Source organism: Deltaproteobacteria bacterium, assembly GCA_016177765.1.
GTDB lineage: Bacteria > UBA10199 > UBA10199 > JACPAL01 > JACOUP01 > JACOUP01.
On sequence record JACOUP010000008.1, the window covers coordinates 801572 to 814808 of the forward strand.

At 51.8% G+C, this 13237-nt stretch carries 14 protein-coding genes; 2 read left to right on the forward strand and 12 right to left on the reverse strand.

Going from position 1 to position 13237, the window contains the following annotated elements; genetic code table 11:
• Positions 1-18: 18 nt before the first annotated feature.
• From HYS22_06305 to HYS22_06345, 9 genes are all read right to left on the reverse strand, one after another.
• Positions 19-1536, reverse strand: coding sequence for a UDP-N-acetylmuramoyl-L-alanyl-D-glutamate--2,6-diaminopimelate ligase (locus HYS22_06305; protein ID MBI1909764.1), 1518 nt, complete (start codon positions 1534-1536; stop codon positions 19-21).
• Positions 1506-3506 (reverse strand): transpeptidase family protein, encoded by a 2001-nt coding sequence (locus HYS22_06310; protein MBI1909765.1) that lies wholly within the window; start codon positions 3504-3506, stop codon positions 1506-1508. Before HYS22_06310 ends, HYS22_06305 begins: the two co-directional genes overlap by 31 nt.
• A complete protein-coding gene (locus tag HYS22_06315; protein ID MBI1909766.1) occupies positions 3503-3883 on the reverse strand; it encodes a cell division protein FtsL in 381 nt (126 codons plus the stop codon). Before HYS22_06315 ends, HYS22_06310 begins: the two co-directional genes overlap by 4 nt.
• Positions 3880-4830: a 16S rRNA (cytosine(1402)-N(4))-methyltransferase RsmH gene (rsmH, locus tag HYS22_06320; GenBank protein ID MBI1909767.1), complete on the reverse strand. Its 951-nt coding sequence runs from the start codon at positions 4828-4830 to the stop codon at positions 3880-3882. Before rsmH ends, HYS22_06315 begins: the two co-directional genes overlap by 4 nt.
• A complete protein-coding gene (locus tag HYS22_06325; GenBank protein ID MBI1909768.1) occupies positions 4820-5173 on the reverse strand; it encodes an STAS domain-containing protein in 354 nt (117 codons plus the stop codon). Before HYS22_06325 ends, rsmH begins: the two co-directional genes overlap by 11 nt.
• Complete coding sequence (gene mraZ / locus HYS22_06330) at positions 5154-5597, reverse strand: division/cell wall cluster transcriptional repressor MraZ (protein ID MBI1909769.1); 444 nt, start codon at positions 5595-5597, stop codon at positions 5154-5156. Before mraZ ends, HYS22_06325 begins: the two co-directional genes overlap by 20 nt.
• Positions 5598-5813: 216 nt before the next feature.
• Positions 5814-6116 (reverse strand): 4Fe-4S dicluster domain-containing protein, encoded by a 303-nt coding sequence (locus tag HYS22_06335; GenBank protein ID MBI1909770.1) that lies wholly within the window; start codon positions 6114-6116, stop codon positions 5814-5816.
• 2 nt (positions 6117-6118) lie between these two features.
• On the reverse strand, positions 6119-7003 hold the full coding sequence (locus HYS22_06340) for an ATP phosphoribosyltransferase (GenBank protein MBI1909771.1): 885 nt from the start codon (positions 7001-7003) through the stop codon (positions 6119-6121).
• Positions 7004-7126: 123 nt separating this feature from the next.
• On the reverse strand, positions 7127-7783 hold the full coding sequence (locus HYS22_06345) for a hypothetical protein (protein ID MBI1909772.1): 657 nt from the start codon (positions 7781-7783) through the stop codon (positions 7127-7129).
• 180 nt (positions 7784-7963) lie between these two features.
• Here HYS22_06345 and HYS22_06350 point away from each other — a divergent pair, with 180 nt between their 5' ends.
• A complete protein-coding gene (locus HYS22_06350; GenBank protein ID MBI1909773.1) occupies positions 7964-8818 on the forward strand; it encodes a hypothetical protein in 855 nt (284 codons plus the stop codon).
• Between the two features lie 32 nt (positions 8819-8850).
• On the forward strand, positions 8851-10017 hold the full coding sequence (locus HYS22_06355) for a hypothetical protein (GenBank protein MBI1909774.1): 1167 nt from the start codon (positions 8851-8853) through the stop codon (positions 10015-10017).
• Here HYS22_06355 and HYS22_06360 read toward each other — a convergent pair.
• From HYS22_06360 to HYS22_06370, 3 genes are read right to left on the reverse strand one after another with little or no spacing between them, the layout of a single operon-like run.
• Positions 10014-11192 carry a 2-oxo acid dehydrogenase subunit E2 gene (locus HYS22_06360; GenBank protein ID MBI1909775.1) on the reverse strand — a complete coding sequence of 393 codons (1179 nt, stop codon included), beginning with the start codon at positions 11190-11192 and terminating at the stop codon, positions 10014-10016. The genes HYS22_06355 and HYS22_06360 overlap by 4 nt on opposite strands.
• 1 nt (position 11193) lies before the next feature.
• Positions 11194-12168 carry an alpha-ketoacid dehydrogenase subunit beta gene (locus tag HYS22_06365; protein MBI1909776.1) on the reverse strand — a complete coding sequence of 325 codons (975 nt, stop codon included), beginning with the start codon at positions 12166-12168 and terminating at the stop codon, positions 11194-11196.
• A 7-nt stretch (positions 12169-12175) separates the two neighbouring features.
• Complete coding sequence (locus HYS22_06370; GenBank protein MBI1909777.1) at positions 12176-13201, reverse strand: thiamine pyrophosphate-dependent dehydrogenase E1 component subunit alpha; 1026 nt, start codon at positions 13199-13201, stop codon at positions 12176-12178.
• Between the last annotated feature and the right edge of the window lie 36 nt (positions 13202-13237).

A 13237-nucleotide genomic window follows, 5' to 3' on the forward strand; every position in this document is an offset into this window, starting at 1 on the left:
CACAATTCTTATTTTCGTTCACCCCAGAATTTTTCTTAATTCTTCTTGATCTGAAAAATGTCTCTTTTCTGTGCCGATAATCTGATAATCTTCATGCCCCTTGCCGGCGACCAGAACGGCATCTCCCGGTTCTGCGACAACGACGGCTCTTTTTAACGCCTCCTGACGGTCGACGATGACAAGCGCCTCCTTTTCCGCTTTGGTCACTCCGGCGAGGATCTGCCTGACAATACTCTGTGGGTCTTCGGTGCGCGGGTTATCGGAGGTCAGGAGGATAAGGTCCGCCCCTTGGGCGGCTACTTCCCCCATGAGTGGTCTCTTTTTGGCGTCCCGGTCACCGCCGCACCCGAAGACGACGATAAGACGCCCATGAGTGATCGAACGGAGTGTCTCGAGGGCCTTTTGGAGGGCCTCTGGTGTGTGGGCATAGTCGACAAAAAGGTGTATTCCTTTATTATTCTGGATTTTTTCGAGACGTCCTGGAATCAGGGAAAGGGCCTCAAGCCCTTTTTGAATCTGCTCTAAAGGGACTTCAAGGGCAACGGCACAGGCGGTAGCGGCCAGCATGTTTTTGAGATTATGTTCACCGATGAGTGGGGAGACGAGTTTCACCTCGCCACGAGGTGTTTTGATGACGCCCCGGATCCCCCGGCTGGAGAGGGAGGTTTTTTCTGCCAGGATTTGAGCAGGGGCCTCCAGGCCGTAGGTGAGAACCTTGACCGATGACGGCATCCTTTTTTGAATCTTTTCTCCCCAGGGGTCAGGGGCGGGGAGGACGGCAAACCGGGTCTTTTTTTCGCTCTGTTGCAGGACGTCGGTGAACAGACGGCACTTCGCCTCGAAGTAGTCATTGAGGTCCTTATGAAAATCGAGATGGTCCTGTGAAAGATTGGTGAAGCAGGCGACATCAAAGTGGCAGGCAGAGACCCGGTCGAGGGAAAGGGCATGGGAAGAGACCTCCATGGCTACATACTGCACGCCGTCTGATTTCATGGTGGCGAGGAGTTCCTGGAGGTCGGCCGATTCAGGTGTGGTTGTCGGGGCTGTGAAGCGGTTTTTCCCGTACCGGTAGTTAATAGTTCCGATAATGCCGGAAGATTGATGGCCGGCAGCAAAGATTGATTCCAGAAGGTAGGTCAATGTCGTCTTGCCATTGGTCCCGGTAATGCCGATTAATTTTAGGGCGCGGCTGGGTTCTCCATAGAAATTGGAAGAGAGCCGGGCGAGCGCCTTTCGCGGTTCCTTGACCTGGGCCCAACCTAACTGGGTATTCCAGGGGGATGGAGGCGGGTCCTGAGACAAGATTCCGACAGCACCCCGATCAATGGCTTCCTCGATGAAGAGTTTGCCTTCCGTTTTTAATCCAGGTAGCGCGGCAAAGATAAAACCGGGCCGCACCTTTTTAGAGTGGCAGGTAATCCCGCAAACTGGAATAGACAGATTTCCCGCTGTTTTTTTAGGTAATGGATCGATAAGGGTCTCAAAGGTTATCAAAGAATAATCCTCTAATAATTGGGCTGAAATGTGATCTGACACAGCGTCCCCCTGGGTACCGTTTTGCCGGGCGTTAAACTCTGGTTAACGGCAAATCCAGTCCCATGGATCTCCGTCTTGATGCCCCGCTCTCCAAGAAGAGTCACAACTTCCCTCATCGAAAGCCCATGCAGGTCAGGTATAGTGGCCAGCGACCCCTCTTCAACAGGACTTCTGTTCAACAATTCCATTTTACCGGATGAAGGAGAGGCAGAATCGGTTACGATAGGGGCTTTAGCCTGATCCGGCGGGATCCCGAAATGTTGGACAGCGGCCAGGGCGATATTTTTGAAAATGGGGGCCGCGACCTGCCCTCCATAGGTGATCCCCACCGGTTCATCGATGGCTACAAAGATTACGAGGCGTGGTGCCTCGGCAGGCAGGTAACCGACGAACGAGCTCAAAAATTTGGTGTGGGAGTAACGCCTCGTTTTTGGATCCAGTTTTTGTGCCGTTCCTGTTTTTCCGGCAATCGTATAGCCGGGGAGGAGTGCCAACTTTCCCGTCCCTTCTTCTGAAACAACACTCTTTAAGACTTCTGTCAGGTTCTTGGCCGTCTCTTCCTTCAAAACCCTCTTGACGATTTGAGGCGTCGTGTTTTGAAGCACTTTTCCATGTTCGTCGACAATCTTTTGCACCAAGTAGGGGCGCCAGCGAAGACCACCGGAGGCGATGGTGGCAAAAGAATTGGTGATTTGAAGTCCTGTCACACCGATCCCTTGCCCAAATGAAATAGCAGCCATGTCAATATCGCTCCAAGTTGTCGGGGGGGAGATTTTTCCCTGAATCTCACCGGGGAAATCGATTCCTGTTCTTTCACCAAAACCAAAATCCCGGATCATTGTGTAGAATCGTTCTCTACCTACCTTTTGCCCCACCTTGTAGATCCCGATATTAGAGGAGACCTTGAGGATTTCGAGAAAGGAAAGGTGGCCGTACGGATTGTGATCATGGATGATGTTCTTGCCGATCTTCAGCGAACCATTTTCACAGAAAAAACGATCCTCAAGGCGGGCAACGCCATATTCCAGGGCAGCCGCCGCTCCGATTGTCTTGAAGGTGGAGCCAGGTTCAAAGAGCTCACTCACCGCCTTGTTTTTCCAAAGGGAGAGGTCATAGGAGGAGTAGCTGTTGGGGTTAAAGGAGGGGTAAGAAGCCATGGCCAGGATCGCCCCATTGGTCGGGTCCATGATAACGGCGGCCCCGGCCTTGGCCTTCAATCGCGAGGCGGTCGCCTGCAATTCCCTCTCTGTGACGAACTGAATCTGTTGGTCCAGGGTCAAGGTGAGGTGGGCCCTGGGCGACACCCCATTGGGTGCCCCGCCCTTGGGTGAATCACCCTTTGGTGAATCAAAGATCTCTCCACGGGCGTCCCGGTAGGCGACCTCCTGTACGGGAGTTCCCTTCAGCACCTTGTCGTAGTAGAGTTCCAGACCGGAAAGCCCCTGGTTGTCGTACCCGACAGCCCCAAGGAGGGGACTGGCCAGTTCCCTGTTGGGATAAAACCGTTGTGATTCCTTGATCAGACGAAGTCCATCCGTTGGCGGGTTTTGGAGGATGGACGCTTCGTTGGGGGAGAGGCGTCTTTTGAGCCAGACAAATTTTTGGGGACTGTTCAACAACCCAGAAAGGATTCTTTTGGGAAGTTTCAATTGGGATTGGAGCTGTTGGGCGATCTTGGCTGGTTCCCTGACCTGGCGGGGGTGTACTCCCACCGAGTAACTGGGGACGCTAATTGCCATTTCTTCCCCTTTCCGATCATAAATTGAACCCCGATCGACGACATTGGAGACTTTTTTCTGATATTGCTGTTCCGCGAGACGACCCAATTTCTGTTGGGGTCTCACCTGGAGCGAGTAGGAACGGTAAAGGACAATGCCAAATCCCAGCGTCAGGACCAATCCGACAAACAGGAGCCGTTTTTTGATCCCTTGACGTCCCACTTCATGAATAAAGATCCTTTCCTTCGTCATCGTTTTGGATCTCCCCCAAGCCCGGTGGTTTCTGAAAGAAAGATCAACTGACTCTCTCGTGGAGGAACAAGACCGAAACGTTCCCGGCCGATCGTCTCCAGCCGTTGTGGTGATTTGAGGGTGGCGGCTTCCAGGGAGAGACTGTGATAAATTTCCTTTAATTCATCATGGGTCTTTCTTAGCTCTCCAAGACGGTATCCCTTTTCAAGGGTTTGGATTCGTGACCAGACATAAAAAAGAGAGCAGACCATGAGAGAAACAATGAGAACCGTGAAATCTTTCAATAGCCGTTTTTTCTGGAAGAGAGAGAGACCCCACTCGTTGCCCCGACGGATGGGATGGTGGAGTGTCTGAAAGATTGTGCGAGATTGTATCATTTCAAGCTTTCCCTTTTTTCCACGACACGGAGTTTTGCTGAACGGGCCCTTGGGTTGCTGTTCCTTTCCTGTTCCGAAGGAAGCACCGGTTTTTTGGTGATGAGGGAGAATAATCCTCTTTGGGCGCCGGCCCGAAACGCATTTTTCACCAGACGATCTTCCAGGGAATGATAGGAGATCACCGCGGCGCGTCCTTCATCATTGAGAACTGTTTCGAGCGAATTGAGAAACAGCTTTAATTCGTTCAGTTCCTGATTCACAGTGATACGCAGAGCCTGAAAAGTCTTTGTGGCTGGATCAATTCTCCGGGATCGGAATTGTCTGGGGATGGCTGAGCGAACCAGTGAGGCCAACTCCGTTGTTGTCTGGATTTTTTGTTTTTTTCGTCTCTGACAGATGACAGAGGCGATTTTCTTGGACCAGCTTTCCTCACCAAATTCGTTGAGACATTCAGCAATCTTGTTTTCAGGCCAGCGGTTGATGATCTGTTCAGCAGTGAGTCTTGTCTTGTTGTCAAATCTCATGTCCAAGGGTCCCTCTTTTTGGAAACTGAACCCCCGATTGGCCTCCCCCAACTGTCGGGAGGAGAGGCCGAGATCCAGAACAACACCGTCCACACTGGTAAAACCGATTTTCTCCAAGAGAAGAGGGAGTGAAGAGTAACTTTCTGCCATCAGGATAATCCTTTGTCTTGAGCGCTCTTTGTCGAGGTCGTTCAACCTCTCCCTGACACGACGGATAGCCTCTTCATCTCTGTCCAGACCAATCAAGATTCCGGAGGGGAAACTGGCCTCCAGAATCCGGGCGGCATGCCCTCCCTCTCCTACCGTCCCGTCGACATAAATCTTGGGCGAACCACCCTGGCCGCCGGAAACCCTCAAATAGGAAACAACCTCCTCGCAGAGGACAGGCTGGTGCTTCGTTTGAAACAGAGGCTCATCCCTCAAGAGGCCTCTCAAAACTTAAAACGGCCTCGGCCAGAGAATCATACGTCTCGAAGTAATTATGAATCCCCGCAAACTGGAAAATTTTTTTATTGTAGGGATCCAGATGTGCTAATTTCAAATCACCATCGGCCAGTCTCAAATGGAGAAGGGAGTTTACCAAATGCCCGATGGCGGCATAGTGGAGGTGAGTGACCTGAGAAAGATTGAGAACGATACGAACCCAATCGCTCTGCAGGAGGGAATCAATGGTTTGGCAAAGTTCGGCAATCTCTCTTCGGCCTAATTCTCCGGTGGGTTCAATAACAGAAATATCAGAATAATTCTTAAAGTCCGAGATTGGCAAGGTTGTCCCCCATTTTTTCGATATCTCGTTCGGCGTCGGAGAAGATTTTCTGCCATCGCTCTCTGGACCAGATTTCAATCCGGCGTGTCATGCCAACGATCACAACATCTTTAGAGAGTCCGGAATAATCGCGGAGTGTTGGTGGAATCAGGATTCTTCCCTGTTTATCCAGGGGGCATTCACAGGCGGCGGAGATGAAAAAACGCTGTAATGTTTTGACCTCGCTCTTGAACTGGGGGAGTGCCGCCACTTTTTCTTCGACCAGCTTCCATTCTTTGAGCGGGTAGGCCCAGAGTGAGGCATCAAAGTTGGTCAAGATCAGTCTCTCTTCCTCATAATGGGTGACAAGGGTTTCCCGAAAGCGAGAGGGGATGGAAAGCCTCCCCTTGGGATCGATGGTGTGTTCGAACCGTCCGCGGAACATAATTACTCCAATTTATGCCACTTTATACCACTTTGTGGGATACTAAATGAAAGAGGAGCGTCCTGTCAAGGGAAAATAAGGCCTAATTATTTGAAAATTCAAAAGATTTTTGATTTTTCAGACGCGGTAGATAGAGACTATATTTAAGCCAATTAGACTATAAACCTATTTTTAGGTTTATCTATTTAATATAACCTACTGAATATAAATTATTTTTTATATTTTATGATAGGGGAGTGGGATGATCCCGTCATCCGGCTTGAATCGCTCGATTTCATCAGGCACCAGCTTGTAGACATGGATGGCGTCATAGGGACAATTCTGTTCACACAATTTGCAGCCGATACAGGTCTCCAGATTCACATGGACCAACGGCAGACTTCCTTGAACTTGTTCTCCTCCCTCCATCCAGAGACATTCCGGGACGGGACACCAGTGGACGCAATATTCACAACCGACACAGGAATCTTTTTCGACCAAGGCCTTATTTTTTGGTTTTTGTGAAGAAACTTCGCTCATCACTAGTAGATTACCTTATTCAGGGGATACTCCACAATTCCTTCGGCGCCGGCCCGCTTGAGTTCCGGGATCAGGTTACGGACCTTTTTTTCATCAATCATCACTTCAACCGCCACCCATTTTTTGTCGGACTGTGGAGAAATAGTTGGTGTGTGTAGCGCCGGCAATTGGGCCAAAACGGCATCCAGCTTGGCGTTGGGGACATTCATTTTTAAACCAACTTTTTCTTCCGCGATGATCGCCCCTTCCAAAAGCATCGCGATATTTTCTATCTTTCTCCTTTTCCAGGACTCCTGAAAACTCTTTTTGTTGGCGACAAGAACGGTGACCGATTCAAGGAGTGTCTCCACAATCCTCAAATTATTGGCCCGGAGGGAGCTGCCGGTTTCCGTCAACTCGACGATGGCATCGGCCAGAAGGGGAGGTTTTACTTCTGTCGCCCCCCAGGAAAACTCAACCTTGGCGGTCACCCCCTTCTTTTTGAGGTAACGCTGGGTAAAGCCAACCAGTTCGGTGGCGATCCTTTTTCCCTGAAGATCCTGAATCGTTTGTATTGGTGAATCATTGGGAACAGCGACAACCCAACGGATTGGTCGAAGTCCCGCCTTGGCGTAACGGAGTTCTTTGACGATCTCTACAGTGGCCTCCTGTTCCATCACCCAATCGTGGCCGGTCAATCCGATATCGAGAAGATCATCCTGGACGTAGCGGGCCATCTCTTGGGCTCGAATCAGGAGACACTCAATCTCAGGGTCATCCATGGTCGGGATATAGGCCCGCGAACCGACGGTAATATTAAAACCGGCCTTCTTAAAAAGCCGGAACGTCGACTCCTGCAGGCTCCCTTTCGGGAGGCCCAAACGCAGTCTTTTGGGTTTTTTTGACATAATCTGTGGACCCACCCTGCTAACAAAGGTGGTCCCAAAAGGCAAATCTTAAAAAGGGTGATTCATCCAAACAAAAACGCCAGCCAAAAAGGCTGGCGTTTTCAAACAATCTTTCAATTTACTTTAAGTGCTACAACCGGCATTGATAGCCACCTGGTTGGTAACATCAGTGGGGGTTGCGTAGCTGCAACTGACTGGTATCCCATCGCATGTCGCCGAGGCAGACCCGCTGACCTGTGCGCTGGTCACGGTATTGGTCGCATCAACGGTTACCAAGAGCGTTGTGCCGCTGAAGGTGGTATCACAACCACCGACAGTTATTGTCCCGTTGAGTGTCCCTGTGGCCGTCTTGACGCCATTGCTTTCTGTATAACTGCCCACCGCGGTAGGCGTTCCATTGATACTGAGACAGTTGGTGATGACGGCCGAGAGGTCAAAGGAACCCCCTCCATCCGCATCGTCATCAGTAATGACGGTCCCTGTTACGGTGACTGAACTTCCTTCCTTGTTTCCGGGACAGCCGACATCCTTGTTGACGGTACGTGTGGCCGCCTTGTTTTGATCCACCGTGTAGGCACTGACCAAGGCACTCCCCTCAGCCTTAAGGGCCGTATTGATGGCGTCTGAAACAACGGTCAAGGAGTTGGTTTCCGCACTGGAGGCATCATTTTTGGCCGTGGTATTGGCGTCCGTTGTCGTGTCACTCGAAGAACCGCAACCGACCAAGAGGACAACCAGAACCGCCCCCAAGGCCCTCAAGGTCATCTTTTGGTTTCTCATAAGTAACCCCCCCTCCTTAATGAACCTTATTCTACCACTAAAAACCTCTTCGGAGTCAAATATTTCTTTACCCCCCAAAAAGTAAAAAAAACCAAAAAACCAAAAAACCCTTGCCCTTGTCAAAAAAGCCAGCTATGTAGCTGGCTTACATTGTAGCAGGAGAAAGACGAGAGGGGACTTATGAGAAAAAAAACAAGGGTGATCGTAGGCCTGTTGGTCAGCCTGGGGCTGGTTTATGCCTGCGCCAGCGGGAACGGCACCTTGATCGAAGAGGGAAAATTCCTGATGGACAGTTGCAAGCCGACGGATGCGACCACGCTTGATGGTTGCCGGACCACCTTAGAAAAGATGGACGAGATTCAGACGACGGATCCTAACAATATCGATGCCGCTGTCCTGGAGTCTTCGGCCCACTTGGGTCTTGCCGGTTTTAACTCACTCAAACTGGGGGCACGACTGACCGGCCTGACGAACGACAATCAGGATGACTTTTTGGAGTTTCGTCTTTTGGTCACAGATACAGAAATCGAGAACGGGCGAGAGATTGACTTGGCAGAGCTCGATGCCTCGAAGAAACCTCTCACCGACGTGCTGACGGGTATCACACCGGATGAAACCAACAAGGCCGCTTTTTTTCAGCTGGGGATGCTTCAGGGGGTTGATTCGTTCATCCGGCCGGTCAAGATTGCCGGCGTTGGGGCCATGAACGTCGCCAAAATTGATGCTACCACCACCACCACTGTCAAAGAGGACTTCCTCAATGCCGATAACAACATGATTGCCAGTGGGACCACGAAAGATGATATCTTGAGGCCGCTCCGTGAAAATTACTGCCGTTGTTCCCTTCAGACGCCCCTGGGGGCGACGGCAGGGTATACGGCCCCTTGTTTGCGAGACCTGATGCGGTGCACCCTTTCAGGGACCGCGATGCCGGAGCAGGATTACAACGGTGATGGGGCGCTTTCGCTCGGTGATTGCACAACATTGAGAACCCCTACAGCACTTTCTACCTGTGGCGGACAGGATACCAAATGACCTTTTATAGACAAAGGAAGAGGAAAAGTCCTATGAAACATTTATTCTATTTTGCAGGTCTCTTTTTGTCCCTTCTTCTAACTCTGATCAGTCCCCGTCTCTGGGCGGAAACAACAACGATCGCCTCCGAAAATCCAAGCTTGGCCAAGGGGATCCGGCAGTTGGGGATGGGGAATACCGGTATCGCCCTGCCGGCACAGACGGCGATGATTCGCGATGAATCCGAGTGGTTTTATAACCCGGCGGCCATCCATGATTATGAAAAGAAGATGCGGTATAATCTCTTGGGGGTTCAAGGGGATATCTCTGCCGGCGCCATCCCGTTGATCTTTGATGTCCTCCAACTCAAGGACGATATCAAGGCGGCGGCGACAACAGAGGGGAAGATTAACGCCTTTAACACCTTTGTCCAGACCCGGATCGGGGATTTTGATTCCGTCAATGCCCGTGTCATCCCGGCGATGGTCAATCACCAGTGGTTTAGCGTTGCGATGATTGTGGATACCCGGACGACGATCTCGTTTCGGAATGCCGCCTTCACCAATTTTGAGATCTTCTCCCGCTCCGATGGGGGAGGGGTGATCGGAGGGGCCTACGGCTTCTTGGATGACCAGCTTCAGGTAGGGCTCAATCTTAAAGTTTTGCACCGTCTTGAAATTAGCGAGGTGGTCACCTCGGACGATATCCTGAATACCAATGACCTGGGTGTTACCCTTGAGCGCGGGACAGGGGTTGGTGTTGATCTCGGGTTAAAGGGAAAGATTCCGACGATGGAAAACAAGATCCTGGACTATTTGAAGCCGACCGTTGGTCTGACCTATCAGGATATCGGCAACACCCGATTCTCAGGGAATGTCTCCAACACGCAACAATCGGTCAGCACCGGCTTTGCCCTCCACCCGACATTGCCCCTTGGTGACGGTCTTGGCAGTCATTTTGCGGTTGATTTCCGGGAACTCAACCAGTCGTCCGAATTCCTGACAAAACTGGCGGTTGGTTACGAGGTTGAATTACCCCCGCTCGGTTTCTTCCATACCGCTGTTCGCGCCGGGGCCTATCAGGGGTATGTTACCGGTGGTTTGACGGCGGATCTCAAATACGGCAAACTGGAATTTGCGACCTATGGTCAGGAAGTAGGGGCGACGACCCATCAAAAGGAATCCCGGCGGATTGCCTGGAATCTTATCTTTGGCTTTTAGAAAATCTCTCTCAAATTGAACTGTTCCAGGTTCTTGCGGACCTCTTCGAGGAACTGTACCGCCTCGTTCCCGTCGGCGGCGCGGTGATCAAACGAAAAGTCCAGACAGGCGATTTGTCGAATAACGATGGTATTGTTCACGACCCATGGGCGTCGGACCAGTTTACCGATCGCAAGGATCCCCGTTTGGGGGTAGGCAATGATCTGATTGGAGCGGACACTGCCGAGGGCCCCCGGGTTATTGACGGTAAATGTTGCCCCCGTCAGCTCCCCAACGGCAAACTTCCCCTCTGGCCCCTTCTTTTTGAGCTCTTCGATCTTTTTGGAAAGTGCAATAAAACCGATCGCGCCGGCGTTATGGATCACCGGGGCAAACAACCCTTGGGGGGTCGAAAGGGCAAAGGCGATGTTGTGTTGTTTATAGATCTCCAGCCACTTTTTCCCAGCTTCTTCCTTAAAAGAGCCATTAAAGACAGGAAACTTTTTTAAGGCCTTGATGGCGGCGATCATGACGAAAGGCAGGTAGCCGATGGAAGAACCGGTTTTCTTCTTGAAGGCCTCTTTGTTTGCCCGGCGCCATTCTTCCAGGGGGGTCAGGTCCACCTCGACCATGGCCCCGGCGTGGGGGATGGTTCTTTTGCTTTGGCTCATGTTTTCGGCAATTCTCAAACGGACCGGACTGAGAGTGATCATTTCAGAGAGGGGCGGTCCTTTTTTTCGGGTCTCAATATAGTGAAGGAGATCTTCCTTGGTGAGCCGGCCGCCGTCTGTCAGGGTTTTTACCTCGTCATCCGAGAGTTTGTGCTCTTCAATAATTTTCCGGAGAAGAGGAGGAAGTCTCATGCCAGATTCTGCAGGTATCGCGGATGAAGCAGGTACTATTTTAGTATCGTATCGGATACCGATACCCAGAGAAAGGTATTTTTTGGCCTTCTCTTCGGTGACCTCAAAGACTGCCAAGGAGGTCCCAATCGGGACCTTCTGGCTTTCTGAAACGAGACATTCAATCAGTTTCCCTTCAAAAGGGGACTCATACTCGGAGACCGCCTTCTCCGTTTCCAACTCAACGATCGGTTCCTTTTCGGCCACCCTCTGGCCTTCCTTCTTGATCCACCGGACCAGGAGTCCTTCGCGGATCGATTCCCCCATCGCTGGCATTGGCAGGGCCAGGAGCATGTCAGGACCTCTTCAACTTTCTCGCCGCGTCGATAATCTTATCGACAGAAGGAAGGTAGTCATCCTCCAGGAGCGGGGAGTAGGGGACAGGGGTATCCTTTGCGGCAATCCGCACAGGAGCGGCCGCCAGATGGTCAAATGCCTTTTCGCAGATAATAGAGAGTAGTTCGGCCCCAACACCCCCTCGCATCCAGGCTTCGTGGAGGAAGATTATTTTATTGGTTTTCTTGAAGGAGCGGATCATTGTCTCTTCGTCCAGGGGGCAGAGAGATCGGAGGTCCACCACCTCCAGGGAGATCCCCTCCTTTTCCAAAAACCCCGCCGCCTTCAAGGCGGTGTGGATCATTCCTCCGTAACTGATAAGGCTGATATCCCTTCCTTCACGGATAACGGCCGCCTTTCCCAGGGGGACTTCGTAACTCTCCTCAGGTACTTCCCCTTTGAGTTCATAATAGAGTTTCTTGTGTTCAAAGTAGACGACCGGGTCAGGGTCGCGGATCGCGGCGATCAACATCCCTTTGGCGTCATAGGGGGTCGAGGGGGTAACGATTTTGAGCCCCGGCGTATGGAAAAGCCAGGCCTCGGGGCATTTGGAATGATAGGGTCCGATCCTCTGTCCCCCGCCAAAAGGGCACCGGAGGACGAACGGAAGGTTTGTCCCCAGACGGAAGTAGAAAGGGGCGGCTACATCCAGGAGGGTGGAGAGGGCCGTGGTGATAAAATCGGAAAATTGCATCTCGGCAACCGGTCGAAGACCGTTAATCGAAGCCCCGATGGCCTCTCCGATAATCGCCGTTTCAGAAAGCGGCGTGTTTTTCACCCGCTTTGGTCCGAACTCTTCAAATAACCCCTTGGAAATTCCATAAACACCGCCATAAACAGCGACATCTTCGCCAAGGATGTAGACCCTTTCATCGGCCCGCATCTCCTGACGGACCGCCTCCCGGATCGCTTCTCCGTAAAAAAGTTGTCTCATAGGAAGGTTAAGGTTTCGAAAAAACTTGATACAGTTCCGGAGACGGGCCGATCATCGGCCGGCACCGGGCATACTCAACCGCATCATCAATCTCCGTCTGAACCCTCTCCTGGACTTTTCTATCTGCCTCATTGGAGAGGATATTATTTTCTGTCAGGTAGTTTCTGAAAGTGGGGATCGGGTCTTTTTTCTTCCAGGCCTCCAGCTGCTCTTTGGGAATATAGGTGGCCGGGTCATGAGTTCCGTGACCGGCGAGACGCATCGTTCGGCACTCGATCAGGGTTGGCCCCGCACCACTCCGTGCCCTGTCCACCCCCTCCTTGACGGCGCGATAGACCTCGATAATATTATTGCCATCGACCGCCTTGCCGGCAAATCCATAGCCGATCGCCCTGTCATAAAGATTCTTGGCCGCTGTCTGCTGGCTCAAGGGGGTAGAAATCGCCCACTGATTGTTATTCAGGACGAAGACAACAGGGAGCCTGAAGACACCGGCGTAATTCATCGTTTCATGGATGACTCCCTGAGAAGAGGCCCCGTCCCCAAAGGGGGCGATGACCACGCTTTTTTCTCCCTTATAAAGGGCGGCCGCGGCAACCCCGTTGCCGACGGGCAGATTGGAACCCATATGAGAGATAAAGCTGATCATATGCCGTTTGGTATCGCCGAAGTGGACATTGCCATCCTTGCCGTTTGTGGGGGACCCTTCCCGGCATCCGTATTGAAGGAAAATTTCCCTGGGGGTGAATCCACGGACCAGATGGGCCCCCATATCCCGGTGTGAGGCGCAGTACCAGTCTTCGGTTTCCAGTGTCGAGGCACTCCCGACAGAGATCGCCTCCTGACCCGTCGAGAGATACCCCTTCCCAACGATCAACGGATCCATAGGGTTCTGGTTCTGATAAAGTGTCAGAACCCGGTTTTCCAATTCCCGGGTCAGGAGGAGGTAATAATACATCGAAAGGAGCTTCTCCCGCGGGATAGCGCTGGTCTCTTTGGTTTCGGTTGTTGCTACCTTGAGGTGACGGGCCATTTTTAACTCCGCATTTGCTTCGTCCGCCTGTGGCGG